Source organism: Clostridium pasteurianum DSM 525 = ATCC 6013 (genome assembly GCF_000807255.1).
Taxonomy (GTDB): Bacteria; Bacillota; Clostridia; order Clostridiales; family Clostridiaceae; genus Clostridium_I; species Clostridium_I pasteurianum.
Window position 1 is genome coordinate 304993 of the sequence record NZ_CP009268.1, and the last position, 20392, is coordinate 325384.

At 31.9% G+C, this 20392-nt stretch carries 15 protein-coding genes; 14 read left to right on the top strand and 1 reads right to left on the bottom strand.

Annotated elements, in window-relative coordinates; all coding sequences use genetic code 11:
• Window positions 1–112 precede the first annotated feature (112 nt).
• From CLPA_RS01390 to CLPA_RS01440, 11 genes are all read left to right on the top strand, one after another.
• Window positions 113–1624, top strand: a complete 1512-nt coding sequence (locus CLPA_RS01390) for a DUF362 domain-containing protein (RefSeq protein ID WP_003440783.1) — start codon at window positions 113–115, stop codon at window positions 1622–1624.
• Window positions 1625–1626: 2 nt separating this feature from the next.
• On the top strand, window positions 1627–2451 hold the full coding sequence (locus CLPA_RS01395; RefSeq protein ID WP_003440787.1) for a UPF0280 family protein: 825 nt from the start codon (window positions 1627–1629) through the stop codon (window positions 2449–2451).
• 396 nt (window positions 2452–2847) lie between these two features.
• Window positions 2848–4206 carry an MFS transporter gene (locus CLPA_RS01400; protein ID WP_003440790.1) on the top strand — a complete coding sequence of 453 codons (1359 nt, stop codon included), beginning with the start codon at window positions 2848–2850 and terminating at the stop codon, window positions 4204–4206.
• A gap of 24 nt (window positions 4207–4230) precedes the next feature.
• Window positions 4231–5589, top strand: coding sequence for an MFS transporter (locus tag CLPA_RS01405; protein WP_003440793.1), 1359 nt, complete (start codon window positions 4231–4233; stop codon window positions 5587–5589).
• Window positions 5590–5961: 372 nt separating this feature from the next.
• The gene (locus CLPA_RS01410; protein ID WP_003440797.1) at window positions 5962–6549 is read left to right on the top strand and encodes an amino acid synthesis family protein; all 588 of its coding nucleotides are present in this window, start codon (window positions 5962–5964) and stop codon (window positions 6547–6549) included.
• A 67-nt stretch (window positions 6550–6616) separates the two neighbouring features.
• The gene (locus CLPA_RS01415) at window positions 6617–7777 is read left to right on the top strand and encodes an amidohydrolase family protein (RefSeq protein WP_003440800.1); all 1161 of its coding nucleotides are present in this window, start codon (window positions 6617–6619) and stop codon (window positions 7775–7777) included.
• Window positions 7778–8198: 421 nt separating this feature from the next.
• On the top strand, window positions 8199–9746 hold the full coding sequence (locus tag CLPA_RS01420; RefSeq protein ID WP_003440804.1) for a hypothetical protein: 1548 nt from the start codon (window positions 8199–8201) through the stop codon (window positions 9744–9746).
• A 27-nt stretch (window positions 9747–9773) separates the two neighbouring features.
• Window positions 9774–10382 carry a Fe-only nitrogenase accessory AnfO family protein gene (locus tag CLPA_RS01425; protein ID WP_003440807.1) on the top strand — a complete coding sequence of 203 codons (609 nt, stop codon included), beginning with the start codon at window positions 9774–9776 and terminating at the stop codon, window positions 10380–10382.
• An 875-nt stretch (window positions 10383–11257) separates the two neighbouring features.
• Complete coding sequence (locus tag CLPA_RS01430) at window positions 11258–12730, top strand: nitrogenase component 1 (RefSeq protein ID WP_003440809.1); 1473 nt, start codon at window positions 11258–11260, stop codon at window positions 12728–12730.
• Window positions 12723–14081 carry a nitrogenase component 1 gene (locus tag CLPA_RS01435; RefSeq protein ID WP_003440811.1) on the top strand — a complete coding sequence of 453 codons (1359 nt, stop codon included), beginning with the start codon at window positions 12723–12725 and terminating at the stop codon, window positions 14079–14081. The genes CLPA_RS01430 and CLPA_RS01435 overlap by 8 nt, the downstream gene beginning before the upstream one ends.
• 19 nt (window positions 14082–14100) lie before the next feature.
• Window positions 14101–14589, top strand: coding sequence for a NifB/NifX family molybdenum-iron cluster-binding protein (locus CLPA_RS01440; protein ID WP_003440815.1), 489 nt, complete (start codon window positions 14101–14103; stop codon window positions 14587–14589).
• A gap of 174 nt (window positions 14590–14763) precedes the next feature.
• On the opposite strand, the gene CLPA_RS01445 is transcribed toward CLPA_RS01440, so the two are convergent.
• A complete protein-coding gene (locus tag CLPA_RS01445; RefSeq protein ID WP_034830451.1) occupies window positions 14764–15630 on the bottom strand; it encodes a LysR family transcriptional regulator in 867 nt (288 codons plus the stop codon).
• Between the two features lie 145 nt (window positions 15631–15775).
• Here CLPA_RS01445 and CLPA_RS01450 point away from each other — a divergent pair, with 145 nt between their 5' ends.
• The 3 genes from CLPA_RS01450 to moaC all read left to right on the top strand — a co-directional run bounded on the left by CLPA_RS01450 (window position 15776) and on the right by moaC (window position 19985).
• A complete protein-coding gene (locus CLPA_RS01450) occupies window positions 15776–17518 on the top strand; it encodes an ABC transporter ATP-binding protein (protein WP_003440820.1) in 1743 nt (580 codons plus the stop codon).
• Window positions 17511–19256 carry an ABC transporter ATP-binding protein gene (locus tag CLPA_RS01455; protein WP_003440821.1) on the top strand — a complete coding sequence of 582 codons (1746 nt, stop codon included), beginning with the start codon at window positions 17511–17513 and terminating at the stop codon, window positions 19254–19256. The genes CLPA_RS01450 and CLPA_RS01455 overlap by 8 nt, the downstream gene beginning before the upstream one ends.
• A 258-nt stretch (window positions 19257–19514) precedes the next feature.
• Complete coding sequence (moaC, locus tag CLPA_RS01460) at window positions 19515–19985, top strand: cyclic pyranopterin monophosphate synthase MoaC (RefSeq protein WP_003440822.1); 471 nt, start codon at window positions 19515–19517, stop codon at window positions 19983–19985.
• Window positions 19986–20392 lie beyond the last annotated feature (407 nt).

Below are 20392 nucleotides of genomic sequence, written 5' to 3' on the forward strand. Positions count from 1 at the left end.
ACTTTATATTATAGGGGTACTTCTGTGAATAATTTATGTAAATTTGGTAGAAGTACAAATTTTCACTAGTACTAAGTAAGGTTCATTGATAATTATTGAGGAGGTATTTTAATTGATTTCAGTTGATATTGATAAATGTAAAGCTTGTAAAATTTGTGAGAATAATTGTCCTCTTGGGGCAATAGAGGTTATAGATAAAAAAGCAAGATTAAATGATAATTGCGTATCATGCGGTATATGTTTTAAGGTGTGTCCTTTTGGTGTCATTGAAAAGACAGAAGAAAAAAAGGCTGAAAATTCTACATGTACTCATTGTCCTGTTAATTGCTCTGTGCCACAAGATAAAACTGGAGCTTGTAAGAGGTATACTAATGTAAATGGGGAACTTATTAGAAATAGAAAACTTGTGGTAGAGTCGGTAGCAAAGGATTCTGAATGTAAAGGAACTTATAAACCACTTATTACGGCAGTAGGAAGTGGTACAAATTATCCCTGTTTACGACCAGCACCTAAAATAGTTCAGGATACAATAGATGGAGTAGACGTGGTAACTGTAGTTACAGAAGCACCCCTTAGCTATAGCGGAGTAAAGGTTAAAATTGACACAAATATGGACATAGGCGAAGAAGGTGCAAAGGTAAAAAGAAATGGTAAATGTGTTGGAAGAGTAACTACTGAAGAATATGGCTCCAAAATGCTTACTATAGGAGGAGCTAATCTTCTAAGTGGAAGTAATGATGGTTTTATAGTAGCAAAGACAATTGTGGATTTAGCTAACGGAAGAAGAGTTACATTGAAAATAGATAATGGAAGTACAATAGAAGTTCAGCAGAATCAGCCACCTATTATAGATGGTATTGAAGAAACCTATATGAGAGTTGGCTGTGGTAGTGCAACCATAGGTATGTTTGCAAGAAGTTTATGCAAGGTGGTGGATGAGGCAATTATATTGGACTTTCATGTAGTAGGCTTGCTTTCTGAACATGCAGCAGGAAAAGAAGTTGGTATGAAATACAGTGGAGTAATACCTTATGGAAGAAAAAGTACTATGGGAAGATATTTTGGAGGTCATGGACATGGTTGGGGTGGTACAGAAATTATGACTCCATTGGATGCTGTAAAATCTGTGGATATGACTATAGCAAAGGCGGGTTATAAAATATTAGTAACGGAGACTACAGCACAAAAGGCTGCCTTATTAGAAGTACAAGAAGACGGATCTGTAAATGAAATTGAAATGACTGAGGAGGTACTAAAATGTGTTAATTTGATTTCTGATAACTGCGAGAGATCAAATGTTTCAATTATATACACAGGGGGTACAGGAGGAAGTGCTAGAGCTGGAGTTACAACTTTTCCAAAAAAACTTACCAATGCAATTCATAACAATGAGGTTACAATGACTATAGCAGGAGCACCTACTTTTGTTCTTCCTGGTGGAGGAATAAATTTTATGGTAGATGTTTCTAAAATGGTACCGGAGGCTACAACGTGGGTACCAACACCTGCTACTGTGGCACCTGTAGAATATACTATGACTAGAGAAAAATACGAAGAAATTGGTGGACATGTAAAGAGTATAATAACAAAGGAACAATTGCTGAAAGAACTTAATGAGGAATAATTATGGTAGAAATACTGGAAAATGAAAAGGTATTTATAGACAATGGACCTATTCAGATGGTACTTGATATATCTATAGGAGATAAAAAAACTCCTGAATTAGGTCTTCAAGTATCAAAATATGTAATTTATGAATTCAATAGATTGGCGGAATATATTCCTTATATAAAAAACAATAGCTTTGTGAAAATAAAAGAAAATAGACCTTCTGCAGTTCTTAAAAAAATGATAAATGCAGTTGAAAGATCAGGTGATAAAAGTTTAACACCTCTCGCTGCTGTAGCTGGTTCCTTTTCAGATTTTGCACTGGAAAAGGCATTGGAATTAGGAGCAACTAGAGTTATTGTAAATAATGGCGGAGATATAGCTTTAAAGGATATAACTGGTCATCCTTTAAATGTTGGAATACCTCTAAATGATACAGAACTAGTACTTAATATTACTTCTGAAAGCAATATTAAGGGTATTTGTACTAGTGGTCTTGGAGGAAGAAGCTTTACAAAGGGAATTGCTACTGCTGCAGTTTCTCTAGGAGAAAATGCGGCTATAGCAGATGCTTGTGCTAGCTGTTTGGGCAATGCAACTAATGTTGATAATGAGAATATAGTACGTTGTTATGCGGAAGAAATAGATTCTGAAACGGATATCCCAGGTCATTTAGTAACTTTAAAAGTAGGAGATATTGGTGAAAAAAATGTGTACAAGGCTTTGTTAAATGGCCTTGAAAAAGCAGAAGAATTGTACAATAAAAATATAATTAAAGGTGCAGTATTGTGTGTAAAGGATAAAATTGTAATGGTACCTGATAATATTGCGGTATTAAAATGATATAGATTTATCAATGAAAGAGAGTTTTTAACAGGGGGACTCTCTTTTTATTTTATTAAAAATTAAATAGAATTATATAAAAGAACTGGTATAGAATTTCAGCTAAATTACAAATTAATTATAAAAGGTATGATAATTTATTGAAGAGGCTACAATAATAACATTTACATATGTTTTACATATGGATTAATATAAATAAAATATTTTTAATATGAATATCTTTCTGATATAATAAAAACAATTTATTAATAAATTAATCAAATTTTTATTAAATCACTCAATTAAACCTTTGATTTTTATATTATTTAATATGAATTAAGAATTTATTATTGGATATTATAAAACCAAGGGAAACGAAATTATAGTAAATTTATTATCTTAGAGGGGGAAACAAAAATGGAAACATCATCTTCAAAAATGCTTGTTGCACGTATGGAAAGATTACCAGTAGGAAAGTTTCACTATAAAATGCTAGGTATTAATGGTGCAGCATGGGCCTTCGATGCCTTTGATGTAGGCTTAGTAACTTTCGTTGTTACTGCACTTACAAAATCCTGGGGACTTACAGCTGCTCAGGTGGGATTATTTTTAAGTGTAGGTTTATTTGGAATGTTCTTCGGTGCTGTAGTATCAGGACCCGTAGCAGATCGCTGGGGTCGTAAGGCAGTATTTCAAATCACAATGTTATTTTTCGCAGTATTTTCTTTACTATGTGCAATTGCTCCGAACTTTTTATCACTGGTAATCTTTAGATTCTTTGTAGGAGTTGGGCTTGGTGGAGAAACACCAGTTGTTACATCACTTTTAGGAGAATTTATACCAGCTTCAAAACGTGGTAAATTGCAGGGGTTACTTAATACTTTCTGGGCAGTAGGCTGGCTTGCTTCAGCAGTTATATCTTATTTTATTATACCAGCAGCAGGATGGAGATGGGCTTTTGTTGCAGGTGCACTTCCAGCTTTTTATATATTCATAGTTCGTAGACATCTACCTGAATCACCAAGATGGCTTATTTCTAAAGGAAGAAACCAAGAGGCAGCAAAAATAGTTGAAAGCATAGAGCAAAAATTAACGTCAGAAGGACTTGAACTTCCAAAGGTTAATTTAAAGGAAGTTAAAATAGATACAGTGGAAAAGAAGCAAAAAGTCAATGTTGCATTATTATTTTCAAATAAATATATTAAACGTACTATCATGCTTTGGGGGTTATGGTTCTTAGCTATGTTTGGATATTACGGATTATTTTCTTGGTTGCCATCACTGTTTGTAAAGGCAGGACATACTATGGTAAAATCTTTCCTTTATGTATTGATAATGCAAATAGCTTATGTACCTAATCAAGTATTAAGTGCTTATCTTATGGATAAGATAGGACGTAAAAAGCTCCTTGTTACTAACCTTATATTAGCTGGCATTGCTGCTATAGTATATGGATGGACATTAGGTCATGGGGTTAATACAGGAGTAGTTGTATTACTTGGCGTTATTACTTCCTTCTTTGTTTCAGCTATAATGGGAATAACTTATACTTATACTCCAGAACTTTATCCTACAACTGTGAGAGCTACTGGCGTTGGATCTGCTTCAGCTTGTTCTCGTATAGGATCAATGCTTGCCCCTATGGTAATTGGTGCAGGACTTACTTCTGTGGGTATAAGTGGAGTATTTGCAATTGTATCTGGAGCATTTATACTAGCAGGTATATTAGTAGCTGTTCTTGGGATAGAAACTAAAGGTCTAGTGTTAAAAGATTAAAACTTTACAAAGGAGGATATTATAATGGAAACAGCATCTTATAAAACACTGGTGGCGCGTATGGAAAGTTCACCAGTTGGAAAATTTCATTACAAATTATTATATATAAATGGTGCAGCATGGGCCTTTGATGCATTTGATGTAGGTATAGTTACATTTATTGTTACCGCTCTTACAAAATCTTGGCATTTAAGTACTGCACAGGTAGGATTATTTTTAAGCGTCGGTCTTTTTGGAATGTTCTTTGGAGCAGCAGCATCTGGTCCTTTGGCAGATAAGTTTGGTCGTAAATCAGTATTTAAGGCAACAATGTTAATTTATTCTTTATTTTCTCTTATATGCGCATTTGCACCTAATTTTACATTTCTATTAGTAGCTAGATTCTTTGTAGGTTTTGGAATTGGTGGAGAAACTCCAGTTGTTACTTCTATCTTAGGAGAATTTATCCCAGCATCAAAACGTGGTAAATTACAAGGGCTTATAGATACATTTTGGGCAGTAGGTTGGTTAGCTGCAGCAATAATAGCTTATTTTGTTATTCCAACAGTAGGTTGGAGATGGACATTTGTTATAGGAGCATTGCCAGCTTTCTTTATCTTTGTAATACGTAGACATTTGCCAGAATCACCAAGATGGCTTATGTCAAAAGGAAGAGTAAAAGAAGCAGACAAAATTGTTAATGATATAGAACAATCACTAATTGATCAAGGTCTTACTATTCCTAAGATAAATATAGAAGATATTAAAGAAGATGAAATAGCAATTGATGAAAAGGTAGGCATTGCCTCATTATTCTCTAAGAAATATATTAAGAGAAGTATTATGCTTTGTATTGTATGGTTTTTAGGTATGTTTGGTTATTACGGACTATTCTCCTGGTTGCCATCACTTTTTGTAGCAGCAGGACACACTATGGTTAAGTCTTTCTTCTATGTTTTAGTTATGCAAATAGCTTTTGTACCTAATCAATTTATATGTGCTTATCTTATGGATAAAATAGGACGTAAAGTTTTACTTGTTCCCAATTTAATATTATCTGGGATAACTACTATAGCTTACGGTTGGGCTTTAGGACATGGTGTTAGTAGTACAATCGTAATGATATTAGGTATATTTACTTCTTTCTTTGTTTCTGCAACTTGGGCTGTTTTGTTTACATATACTCCAGAATCATATCCTACCAGAATTCGTGCTACAGGAGTTGCATTTGCATCAGCTTGTTCACGTATAGGATCTATGCTAGCACCTATAGTTATTGGTGGTGGACTTGCTTCTTTAGGTATAACAGGAGTATTTGGTATTGTAGCAGGAACCTTTGTAATAGCTGCTTTAATGGTAGGAATCTTTGGTGATGAAACTAAAGGTATGATCTTAAAGGATTAAAATTAAAAATATAATAATTAAAAGAGCAAGTAGTCTGTGGCATAAGGTGAGATTACTTGCTTTTTTCTATAAATTTAATATATCCATATGTTTTGAATATGGATTAATACATATAAAATATTTTAAATATGGATATGTTTCTGTTATAATAAAATTAATTTATTAATAAAGATACAGCATTTTTGTTAATAATATAATATTAAAGGAATTATTATGATGATTCAATATTAAATAGCTTATTTTCTACTAAGTGGTAAAAATACAATTTCTAGATCTGTTGAGAGTATTTATTCACAGTAAATTTTAGAAGTGTCTATTTAATAAGACGTTTAGATTTTAAATTATTATCTATATATAGAGGGGGATTTATTTATGGAAATCAAGATAAGAAAATTTTATACATTCGTTGAAGAAATCAATTCAGATGGAGGGAAAGAGATAACTGACAAAACTCATATAAGAGCAGCTTCAGCAGTTGTAATTGAAAATCCTTTTGCAGGAAAGTACGTAGAAGATTTATCAGCACTTACAGATTGGAGCGTAGAAATAGCACCAGTACTTGTAGAAAAAGCGCTAAAAACAGCTGGGATAGATAAATCAGAGGTTGAAAGCTATGGTAAAGGTGCTATTGTAGGTGGTAATGGAGAATTAGAACATGCTGCAGCAATACTTCATCCAAAGCTAGGGAAACCTTTTAGAGATGCAGTGGACGGTGGAAAAGCAATAATTCCTTCAGCAAAGAAAATGGGATATCCAGGTTGTACCTTAGATGTTCCTCTTCACTATAAAGATGCAGCTTTTGTAAGAACACACTTTGATGCAATGGAAGTAAGAATACCGGATGGTCCAAGAGATAATGAAATAGCTGTAATATTGGTAGTTACAAATTGCGGAAGACCTCATCCAAGAGTAGGTGGATTAAAGGTTGAAGATGCAAAATGCGAAGATGGATTAAGATAATTGAATTTTAAATTTATATGGAATACCACATTATAATAATGTAGAAATAAGTAAAGGAGGAATTATAATGTCAACATTAGCTATAAAAAACATTGGTATATTAGTTTCAGGAGATATTAAAGATCCTATATTAAAATACAATGCGATATTAGTGGAAAATGGAATTATAAAAAAAATTGGAAATGAAGAAATTTTAGATGAAGTACAATGTGATAATATAATTGATGCGAAAGGAACAACAGTAGCTCCAGGACTTATTGATTCACATACTCATCCAGTACTTGGAGATTTTACTCCAAGACAAAATACTTTAGGTTATATATCTGGTTCACTTCATGGAGGAGTAACTACAATGATATCTGCAGGAGAATGCCATACACCTGGAAGACCAAAGGATGTGGAAGGTGCAAAAGCATTAGCTGTACTTGCTCACAAGAGTTCAGAGAATTCAAGACCTGGTGGAGTTAAACTTCATGGAGGTGCATTAATTTTAGAAAAAGGAATGCAGGAAAAAGATTTTGAAGAACTTCATAAGCATGGTGTGTGGCTGGTAGGAGAAATAGGTCTTGGTTCAGCTAATACGTCAGAAGTAGCAGCCCCTATGGTAAAATGGGCAAGAAAATATGGATTTAAAGTTATGATGCATACTGGAGGAACATCTATACCGGGAAGCAGTACTATTACTGCACAAAATGTAATGGATACTGACCCTGATATAGTATCTCATCTAAATGGAGGTCCAACATCAATTTCTGTAGAGGAAGTTGATAAATTGATAAATGATACAAAATATACGCTGGAGCTTGTTCAATGTGGTAATTTTAAGATAATGAAATATGTAGCTAATGAAGTTTATAAAAAGGAAGAATTAGAAAGAATAATACTTGGAAATGATTCACCTTCTGGTACAGGAATTATTCCACTGGGAATATTGCGTTCAATATCTTATATTGCTTCGGAATCAGAAGTATCAGCAGCACAGGCTCTGTGTTTTGCTACAGGAAATACAGCAAAAGCCTTTGGATTAAATGTAGGAATAATTGAAGAAGGAAAAGAAGCTGATTTTGTCATAATGGATACACCTATGGGTTCTGTAGGTGAAAATAGTTTAGAAGCTCTGGAAGCTGGAGATTTGCCTGGAGTTTCAATGGTAGTTGTTGATGGAGAAATCTTAGTTAATAAAAGCAAAAATACTCCACCAGCCGCTTCAAAAGCTATTATCCTATAATTATTCTATTAAAATTAAACTGTACCCTGTAAGTCTGACGCAGAGGATAGGCTGTGTAACTTACAGGGTGCTTTATATATTAGTGGAAAATGAATTATTTCTTAGTACTATAAAAACTTTATAATAAATGTTTGCTATTATTAAATTATTAATTAAATCTATAAAAATTATGAATTTGATTATAAATATGAAAAAATATTGACTTTTGATAAAAAATTAAATATAATTTTGAATATATAGAATATAATTATAAGTCTAGTACATGGCATTAAAGAAGATTTTATGACAAATTTTTGAAATAAGATATTAATATCTTATTTTTTATTTTTTAATAATTTATATACTATAGAATATTTTATTATAAAAGTCATTTTAAGAAGCTTTTAGTATTGATTTTTTATAATTAAAGGATGTGTAAACAATGTATACGAATGTAGAATGCTTCTATGATGATATTGAAGATAAATGGGATTTGCATTCGAATATTCTTAAAGATTATATATTAGTAAATATAAGTGTGGGACTTACAAGAAGTAAAGAGATGATAAAAGATGTGGAGGACTTATACAATACAGATAAATTAAAATACTATGATGCCTATAGATCTTCCTCATGTATTAATCATGACATAATGTGTCAGGGATCTTTAACTCAGGAAATCCATGCTAGAAAAATGCTAGGAATACTTTTAATTGCAGAGAAAGATAAAACTTTAAGAAATAAAGTCATAAAATTACTTCGTAAGTACTACTATTTAATTTATCGTGCTGTAAAAAAATGCAGTAATAAAGAGATTATAAAAAGATATCTTGATATGGATGTAGTTGAGATATCTACAGAAAAAAGATTGGATGGTGCAGTATATCTATATTTTGTTATGTACTGTTATACAAAAAAAGTAGATTATAATCATATATCCTTTATTGTAAATGATATAAAAAACTATTGTCTATACAGTCCTATGACAACGGATATACATAAAGAGATAGATAATAATTATAAAGAAATACAGGATATTAAGTCCCTGGTAAAAGAACACTATGGTGAATTTTCTAATTATAAAGATATTTTGTACTGTGAAAATGATGAGGTTATGGATGTAGATGGTATAATAGAAAATATCTTTATGATAAATAAAATTGACATTACTCAATTTTTTGATGAATCTGAAGAAATAAATATTGATAATATAATTTTAGCCTGCATAAAATGCGGCAATAAAGATTTAAAAACTAAAGATATAATGCAAGGTTTAGTTAATGGAATTTATATTCAGTCTTTTATCAATGAATATAAAAAAGCCAGAGGGACATATTACAAAAATAGCCAGGAAACGTTATACTTTAAATTAGATACTCTAGAAAAAAAAGTTAATGCTCTTGAAAGTGAACATAAAGAGATGAAGGCCAAAATTGATTCTCTTAGAAGTGAAAAGGAAGCATTTGACAAAACTTTAAGCAATGAGATAAATAAATTAAATAAAGTTCATAATTCAGAGATATTTGATGTAAAAAAAGATATGAGAATTCTTGAGCATGAATTAGATAGAGAAAAAGAGTATAGAGCTGAATTAAATAGTTTAAGGGAATATATGTTTCAGGTAAAGAATGAATATGTGCCTATTAAATCAGACAAGGACTTAGATTATTATATTAAGGACAAAAATATTCTAATAATAGGTGGTAGTAAATATTGGAGAATGAAGTTTAAAGAAAAGTATGAGCAGATACGTACTCTAAATGGATTTAATGAAAATTTTGATACAAGCATTTTAAAAAATGTAGATTATGTATTTTTTTATACTGGACTTATGAGTCATTCTACCTATAATAAAGCTATGAAAATTATTAGAATCAATCAAATTAAATTTGGATACATTGGAAAGACCAATATGGATCTTGTGGAAGAGGAAATTATTGAAGAGTTGAAAAAATGTGACATAGGGAGGAAAGCAAATTCATCAGATTAAAATGATTTTTGATGAATATAGATAGTTATGGAGATAGCTGTATTTCTAAATGATAAGGGTAAAACAATATCTTTTAATGAAAGTGGTATATTGAATATATATTCAAATAAAGAAGGAAAATGGGAGGTAATAGGGAAAAAATCCTTTGATATTACTAATATAGAAGATGAGGATGCACGTTGTGAAAAGATAAAAAATATGGCGGAATCTTTAGGACAATGTAAAGTTATTATAGCTGCAGAGGTTAAAGATGTTTTCTATACAATTTTGGATTGTATGGACTTCGATATTTGGACAATCGATGGAGTGCCAGAAGAATTTTTGGAATATGTGTTTAGAATGGAACAAGAAGAGAAAATTGAAAAAATAAGCAGAGAAAATGCACCTAAACCTGTACAAAAAGGACAAACTTCTAATTATTATATAGATCTTAGAAGTGTTATGGAGGGTAATGAAAAAGTTAGTTCCAAACAAGTACTTTTACCATTTTTTCAAAGTGTAAAGTTTAAAGAATTAGAGATTTACTGTACTCACGTGCCACGTTGGTTTGAAGATAAATTTAAAAAATTAAATTTAAGGTTTTATGCTGAGTTTATAAGTGAAGGTCTAGTTAAGATAAAAGTTTATCCTAAGTAAAATTTCACCTGACTAACTTGGCGTAAGTCTCCCACGCACTCTGTACAGCCTTCACACAAAATCAAAAAGAAGATTTTGGTTCTCTACTTGCACTCTGTACAGCGATTCATACCAAATACAAAATAAATTTTGTTTTGTCTGCTTGCACGCTGTGAAAGTGGGAGTTCGACGCCAAGTAAGCCATGCATTTGCAGTTCTAAAATTCAGATGGGGTAAAAGAATCCCCACCTGAATTAAGAACTTGCTTCAAAAAAACATTGACAATAGATAGTCAATAAGATAAACTGAAAATCATATAAAACATATATGCAAACGGGGATATAAATTAATAGTTTACTAAATAGTATTGTTAATTGCAAAATATGGAAATGATTATTTTCTAACTGGAAAACCGGAGGACAAATATTCTTTATTGAATTTTGTCCTCCTTTTTTAGTTGTAATTTAAATTTTAATCATTATACATAGTTATTTTATACTATTTAAAAACCTGCAATAACATTAGAAAAAAGGATGTGTTGATTATGAGATTATATTCTACTTTGTGAGATATCATAAAATTACAGTTGATTTCACCTGACTAACTTGGCGTAAGTCTCCCACGCACTCTGTACAGCCCTCACACAAAATCAAAAAGAAGATTTTGGTTCTCTGCTTGCACTCTGTACAGCGATTCATACCAAATACAAAATAAATTTTGTTTTGTCTGCTTTTCTTCAAGTGGGAGTTCGATGCCAAGTAAGCCATGCATTTGCAGTTCTAAGATTCAGATGGAGTAAAAGAATCCCCACCTGAATTAAGAACTTGTTTCAATGTAAATATTTGAATTAGAGGGTTATAACAGGGTATTAATAGAAAAATGAAGAGGTGATTTAAATGGCAATAAATCTAAATTTACCAGAACTAGATATAAGAGATAAGAGATTAGGAGCAATCATATCCTATAAGGGCTCTGCACAAGATATTTATGAAAAATCTCTAGATCGTAGTATAAAACCACAGGAAAGAAGTTTTAGCCAGTGTGGAGCTTGCTCATCTTCCTGTGCTTTTGGAATTGTATCAAATATCATTGGGTCCGTAGTTATAAATCATGCACCAATTGGCTGTGCATCAGATTTCGCTACAGCGCAGAATAACATTAGAAGAGGATCTGCATTGAGGGGAATAGATGTTGGTAATTTTAAAGCTATAAGTACAAATCTTGAAGAAAAAGATACCATATATGGTGGATCAGGTAAATTAAGAGAAGCTGTGCTGCTTGCAAAAGAAAGATTTAATCCAAAGGTAATATTTGTAACTGCATCCTGTGCTTCAGGAATTATCGGGGAAGATTTAGAAAGTTTAACAGATAATTTAAGTAAAGAAACGGGAATTAATGTTGTACCTGTTTATTGTGAAGGATTTAAATCTAAAGTTTGGACAACTGGTTTTGATGCATCTGGGCATGCAATATTAAGAAAGATAGTTAAAAAGTCTGATAAAAAGACTAATTATATAAATATTATTAATTTCCAGGGAGCTCATGTTTTTGATGATTTATTGGGAAAACTTGATTTAAAACCAAGATATTTATTCCCATTTTCAACTATTGAAGAAATTGAGAATATATCAGATGCAGTGGCAACAGCAAATATATGTGAAACTCTAGCTTCATATGTAGCAGCAGCTTTAGAAAGTGAATTTGATGTACCTGAAGTTAGGGCACCTGTTCCAACAGGAATAAAGTGGACTGACGAATGGTTAAGAGAAATAGGGAGAATGACAAATAAGGAAGAAAGAGTTGAAGAAGTAATAAAGGAAGAACATGAGAAAATTAAGCCCAAATTGGACTATCTTAGAACAAAACTAAAGGGAAAGAAAATATATATTATGGCTGGAGATGCAATTGTTCAAAGCTATGTAAGTGTTGCTGATTCCCTAGGACTTGAAGTAATAGGAGCGGTAGCTTTTCACCATGATCAAGCTTATGATAATGATTATCAAGAGCTTAATACAGTAGGGAACATGTTAAAGCATATTGGAGATGTTGAAAATTATTGTGTAACTAATAAGCAGCCTTATCAATTTACAAATATACTAAAGGAATTTAAACCTGATTTTGTACTTGTAAGGCATCCGGGCATTGCAGTAGTAATTAATAAATTAGGCATCCCAGCTTTTCATTTAGCTGATCCAAACATGATAATAGGCTATGATGGAGTAATTGCTTTAGGAGAAAAGGTTTATGAGGCAATAAGAACTCAGAAATATGTTCAGACATTAGCTAAACATTTTGAATCACCATATACGGACTGGTGGTCAAAGCAAGACTCATTTACATTTGCAAAAGGAGGAAAGCAACTTGGGTAACGTAATTGAACAACCAAGATATACCTGTGCAATAGGAGCACAACACACAGTTCTTGCAATAAAAGGAGCAGTGCCGGTTTTACACTGTGGACCTGGCTGCAGTAATAAAGTTTCATTGTATTTAACTACCTCAGCAGGTTATCAAGGGGAAAGTGATTTTGGAGGAACTCACATACCTTGTACAAATTCATCAGAAAAGGATATAGTTTTTGGTGGGGAGAAGAAACTTGATGAAACAATTGATGGTGCATTAAAGGTAATTAAGGGTAATTTATTTGTGGTTTTGACAGGATGTACAGCAGATATAGTTGGAGATGATGTTATATCTATAGCTAGTAAATATCAAAGAGAAGGAAAACCGGTTATTAATGCAGAAACAGCAGGTTTCAAAGGAAGTAACTACGTAGGTCATGAGCTTGTCATAAAAAGCATAATTGAACAATATATAGGAGACGATAAGCCAAAGGTTAGAAAGGGCTTAGTAAATGTATTTTCAGTTGTTCCAAATCAAGATCCATTTTGGAGAGGTGACTTAAAGGAAATAAAAAGAATTTTAACTGCCATAGGCTTAGAAGTAAATATACTTTTTGGGTATGAGAGTAAGGGTGTTGAAGAGTGGAAGGATATTCCCAATGCGGAATTTAATTTAGTTCTAAACCCATGGGTTGGATTAAAGGCAGCAAAACTTCTTGAAAGAAAATTTGGAACTAAATTTCTTCATTATCAAGAGTTACCTGTTGGTGCTTCTGCAACTAGTAAATTTTTAAGAACTGTTGGAGAGTTTGCAAATCTTGATAGAGATAAGGTTGAACAAGTAATAAAGGAAGAGGAATTTTCATTTTATAAATATTTTTTAGATATTGGTGATTTTATAGCTGAATCAAGAGCGGGATTACCTTTTGAATTGTATACTATTGCTGATTCTGCTTATGCAATAGGTACTAGTAATTTTCTCATTAATGAATTAGGATATGTTCCTAAGGGCGCTTTTCTAATAGATAATGTTCCACAAAAATATAAAGATAATGTTACTAATATATTTGAAGGAATTCATGAGGAATACAAAGGAAAAGTATTTTTTGAAACTGACGGTGGATCTATAGAAAAAATAATAAGAAATGACGTAAATATTCCTAGAAAAACCCTCATTTTAGGAAGTACCTGGGAAGATAAGTTATCTGAAGATTTAAATGCACCAGTAGTTTATATAAGTAATCCAATTTTAGATAGACTAATTGTAAATAAAACTTACATTGGTTATACTGGGGGATTAAATCTTATTGAAGAAATTTACTCTTCTATTTTAAGTAATAAGAATTTCAATCAAAGAGTTAACGCTATATCTATATAGACTAAAGGAGGAATTATTTATGTCTATTAAAATTGCTGTAGGAAGCAGTGATGGAAAGATTATTGATCAACATTTTGGCAGTGGAAATAAGTTTTATATATTTGAAGTTTTTGAAGATGGTACTAATCAATACCTTGAAAACTTTGATATTAAGGAAGAAGATATAATCAATGCAAGTAAAAAATATAATTCAAAAAAGGTACGTAGTTTAGATGGAGCCCGCAGTGGAAGTTTTGTTGGAGGATGTGGCAGCAGTTCACAAAGCAGCTGTGGCAGTTCTCAAAGTAGCTGTGGTGGTGGTTCATGCTCTGGAGGACAGGATGATTCTCAATTAATCGGAAAGATAAGCCTGCTTTCAAAATATGATGCCGTTTTAGTAAATAAAATTGGAAATAGAGCTGAAAAGTTATTAGTGTTCAGTGGCTTACATGCTTTTGAAAATGATGGCACAATCGAAGAAGCTTTACCCAAATTATATACTTATTTAAAAAGAACGAAGGCAATATAATAATCATTAATTTTTAATTCCAATTATCTTGAATAAAATAAAGTACTGTATTTCAAATGTATATAAATAATTTGAAATACAGTACTTTATTAATATTTATTTTTATGATTCAATTCGAAATCTATACAATAATTTGGAAATTTTTAATTAATCTTATTTGAATAATTTGCACAGTTAGTTATCATAAAAAGTATCTAAAAAATTTTTTGCAGCAGGGGAAAGATACCCCTCTTTCAGCCAGATAGCAGCTATTTGAGTTCTGAGAGATTTGTTGTCAATTTCTTTGTAAATTAAGTTTGAAGAACCTATGAGTTTAAGAGAAGATTTTGGAACTAAAGCTATTCCAAGCCCTGCATTAGCCCATAATAGAGAAGTTCTTGCATCTTCATTTTTACAAAATGTATTTGGCTGAAATCCAGAATTCTCACAGGCATCGCATATGATCTTTTCAAAACGCCTATAAAAAATCAAGGGTTTATCTTTTAACTCATCTATTTTAATAATCACTTCATCATTCCAATTGAAATTTTCAGTCATAGCAGCTATCATAGGCTCTTTTGGAAGATAAATATAATTTATACCAGCCGTACTGAAAGGTGTTCTTACAATTGCAATTTCAATTATACCTCTGCTTAATATTTCAAGAAGCTTATAAGTATTGCCCTCATGAATTTCAAAACTTACAGAGGGATATTTATCATGAAATCTGTTTAATCTATCTGTAAGCAGGGAAGATCCAGAGGATGAAACTGTGCCTATGGATAGCGTTCCATTAAGTCCATTATTGAAGTCTTTAAGTTCATCTATAGTGGTTTTGGTTAAAGTGAGTATTTGTTTTGCCCGGTTATAGAGCATAAGTCCTGCTGCTGTCAATTTAATATTTCGACTTCCTCTTTCAAGAAGCTTCACACCTAATTCATCTTCGAGATTTTTTAATTGATAACTTAAAGGCGGCTGTGCCATATGGAGCTTCTTGGCAGCATTGGTTATTTGCCCTTCTTCCACTATTGTGTAAAAATATTTTAATTGTTTGATATCTATGATAACCACCTCATATACAAAATTTATATATAACAGATATATATTATGTATTTTTTATATATATTTATCTTTGATATAATTATAAAAGAAATAATAAAAATAAGCGATGAAGATTTAATATTTATTAGAAAGAGGAGGTTATATTTTGCTTGAATTACTAAAATTTGCTAAGCCCTATAAAAAGCAGATTATTTTAGGACCCATATTTAAGCTACTAGAAGCTATACTTGAAATATTATTGCCAACTATAATGGTTTTAATTGTAGATAAAGGCATAAGAATAAGAAGTATAACTTACATATTTCAAATAGGGGGATTAATGCTTTTGACAGCTACACTAGGAGTTATATTTGCATTTACCTGTCAATATTTTGCTTCTATAGCATCTCAGGGCTTTGGAACCATTTTGAGAAAAGAATTATTTAAAAGGATAGGTACTCTATCTTATAGTGAGATTGATAAATTTGGTACTTCTTCTCTCATTAATCGTGTGACAAATGATATAAATCAGATTCAATTGGCCTTAGCTATGTTTATGAGACTTGCTATAAGAGTGCCTTTTTTATGCATTGGCGGAATTGTAATGGCAATGATTCTTGACATAAAACTTTCCAGTATTATGTATTTATCCATGCCTATAATTGCATTTGCCATATATATGATAATGAGCAGGTCCCTTCCTATTTATAAAACAGTGCAGAGAAAACTGGATAAACTGGCATTAATATTAAGGGAAAATTTATCAGGAATAAGAGTTATAAGAGCTTTTTCAAAGGTGGAGTACGAAAAAGAAAGATTTCAAAAATCCAATATAGATCAGACAAACACATCTATAAAAGTGGGAAAAATATCAGCTTTAATGAATCCTGTTACCAGTTTAATAATGAATTTTTCTGTTATTTTCATATTATGGTTTGGTGGGATAAGGGTAAATAATGGATTTGTAAGCGCTGGAAAAATTATTGCATACATAAATTATATTACATTGGTTTTGTCAGCACTTATCATTGTTGCCAACCTTATTGTACTCTTTACCAAAGCGGCAGCTAGTGCTGAAAGAATAAATGAAGTTTTTAATATAGATCCAAGTATAAAGTATGAAGATAAATTATCAATAAATAAATTTAAGGATGAAAAGGAAGCCATAATAAAATTTGAAGATGTATATTTTGCCTATAAAGGATCTAAAAAGTATTCTCTTAGGAATATATCTTTTGAAATAAAGAGAGGAGAAATGGTTGGAATAATAGGTGGTACTGGAGCGGGGAAAACTACACTTATAAATTTAATTTCAAGGCTTTATGATGTTACTGAGGGAAGTATTTTTATTCATGGAATTAATGTAAAAGAATATCCAAAAGAAGAACTTATAGATAAAGTAAGTTTAGTACCTCAAAAGGCAGTTCTGTTTTCTGGAACTATTATAGAAAATATAAGGTGGGGAAAAGAAGATGCCAGTATGGATGAGATAAAAAAAGCTGCAGAAATCAGTAAGGCAGAAGAATTTATTGAGAAGCTTCCTTTGAAATATGAAACAAATGTATCTCAGGGAGGGGTAAATCTCTCCGGTGGACAAAAACAGAGACTTACCATAGCAAGGGCTATTGTGCATAAATCAGAAATACTAATTATGGATGACAGTTTAAGTGCATTGGATTATGCTACAGATGCGGCTCTTAGAAGGGATCTTAAGAAAAATACAGGGGAAAGGACAGTTATTATGGTAAGCCAGAGAATAAGTACTATAAAAGACGCATATAAAATAATTGTTTTAGATGACGGACATGTTTCTGGAATTGGAAAACATGAGGATTTAATTGAAAACTGCAGTGTATATAGAGAAATATGTAATTCTCAGCTTTCAAAGGAGGCCGGCAGAAATGAATAGTAGTTTAATGAGATTATTTAAATATGTTGGAAAGTATAAAGTATATATGTTTATGGCACTTTTATGTGCTCTTATAAGTAATGTCCTTATAGCTTCTATACCTTTTGCAGTGGGAAAGGGCATAGATAAAATTATTGGCAAAGGCAAAGTTGATTTTAATAATCTTTTAAAGGTAATAATCATTTTGGCAGTGATATATTTAACCAGTGCTCTGTTTACTTGGGTATTTACAGTTATAGCAAATATTGCAGCTTTTAAAACTATAAGAGATATAAGAGAAGAGGCTTTTAATAAGATAAGTAGTCTGCCTCTTAAATATTTTGACAGGAATTCTCATGGAGATATAATTAGCAGACTTACAAATGACATAGATGCCATTTCAGATGGACTTTTTCAGGGGATAACTCAATTTTATCCTGGAATTATAACTATAGTTAGTTCACTGGTTTTAATGCTCACTCTAAGTGTAAGGATAACTGTGGTGATTCTTGTTATGACACCTCTTTGTTTTTTGATAGCTTCTTTTATTACGAAAAGAACTAATAATATGTTCAAAAAGCAGCAGAAAACTGTTGGTGAATTAAATGGTTATATAGAAGAGATTATTGGAAATCAGAAGATAGTTAAAATTTTTGGATATGAAAAGAGGTCTCAGGACAAGTTTGATGAAATAAACAACAGATTATATAAATATGGTCAGAAGGCACAATTTTATTCTTCTCTAACAAATCCAGGTACAAGATATATAAACAATGTTACCTATGCTTTCGTAGGAATAGTTGGAGGATTACTTTCGATTTTAAGTGGCCTCAGTGTGGGAACAATCTCAAGTTTTTTAACTTACTCTACTCAATTTTCACAGCCTATAAATAATGTAACAAGTGTAGCCACTCAGCTTCAGGCAGCTCTTGTGTCCTGCGAGAGGGTGTTTTCTATAATTGATGAGGTGCCAGAGGTATCCGATAAACATAATACTGAAAACATTGTAAATTGCAAGGGAAATATAGGATTTGAAAATGTATGTTTTTCCTATACAAAAGATGTACCATTAATTAATAATTTTAGTGATAATGTAAAAGCAGGAAGCACTATTGCTATAGTAGGGCCTACCGGGGCAGGTAAAACTACTCTTGTAAATTTACTTATGAGATTTTATGATATTACTGAAGGGAAAATACTAATTGATGGAACTGATATTTATAAGGTTAAAAGGAATAATCTAAGAAGCTTATTCGGGATGGTACTGCAGGATACCTGGCTTTTTGAAGGTACTATTAGAGATAATATTGCCTATGGAAAAGAAAATGCAACAGATAGTGAAGTTGAGGCGGCGGCAAAAAGAGCATATATAGACAGTTTTATAGAAAAGCTTCCAGAAGGATATAATACTATAATTACAGAAGCTGGTTCCAATCTTTCAGAAGGTCAAAAACAACTTTTAACTATAGCAAGGGTTATGCTTATAGACCCTCCAATGCTTATTTTAGATGAGGCCACCAGTAGTGTTGATACTAGAACGGAAATTAAAATACAGGATGCATTTCTCTCCATGATGAGAGGAAGAACAAGTTTTGTCATAGCACACAGGCTCTCTACTATTCGTAATGCAGATGTAATTTTGGTAATGAATAATGGAGAAATTGTTGAAAGAGGAAATCATGAAGAATTGCTTAAAAAAGAAGGAGTTTATGCTAAGCTCTATGAAAGTCAGTTTAAAAATTCTGGAGAAGCAGTTTAACTTGACTAACTTGGCGTAAGTCTCCCACGCACTCTGTACAGTCCTCGTACCAAATTAAAATTTGGGCTCTCTACTTGCACTCTGTGAAAGCGACCAAATACAAAATAAATTTTGTTTTGTCTGCTTTTCTTCAAGTGGGAGCCCAACGCCAAGTAAGCCATACATTTGCAGTTCTAAAATTCAGATGGAGTAAAAGAATTCCCACCTGAATTAAGAACTTGCTTCAAGTAAAGTTGTAGATATTAGGAGGAGAATAACATGGAATTTACACACATAAATGATGAAGGAAGAGCTAAAATGGTGGATGTAGGAGAAAAAGCAGAAACAGAAAGGGAAGCTGTTGTAAAGGGAAGCATATGTATGGAAAGAGAAACCCTTGAAAAAATAAAAGAAGGTACTATAAAAAAAGGAGATGTACTTGCAGTAGCTCAGGTAGCGGGAATAATGGCTGCCAAGTCCACATCGAGTATTATACCTATGTGTCATCCTATATTTATAACGGGATGTGATATAAATTTCAATTTGGATTTTGAAAACAATAAAGTAGATATTATCTGTGTAGTTAGAACTGTGGGTAAAACAGGGGTGGAGATGGAAGCATTCACAGCGGTATCTGCAGCGGCCCTTACCATATATGACATGTGTAAAGCTATAGATCGTGGAATGGTAATTAAGGATATAATGCTTATGGAGAAGAGTGGTGGAAAATCCGGAGTTTATAAGAGATAACTACAGAATATTTATCATAACAATAATTATTTATCATTATGATAAATAAAATTGCTAATATCAGTGCTAATATATTGCACATCTATTCAATAAAAATGTTTACTGATTATAATAATAAAACCCTATAAAGGATAACAAATGTTTAATAAAATCCTTAGTAAAATTTTATTTTAACCTGACTAACTTGGCATAAGTTTCCAATGCACTCTGTACAGCCCTCACACAAAATCAAAAAGAAGATTTTGGTTCTCTGCTTTTCTTCAAGTGGGAGTTCGACGCCAAGTAAGCCATGCTCGCAGTTCTAAAATTGGCATGAACCTTGCTATATAAATTATTGTAAGTCTCATTAAACTTATTTTTCTAAGAATAGTTTTTGATTTAAGTTTAAATCTATTAATGGAATAAAA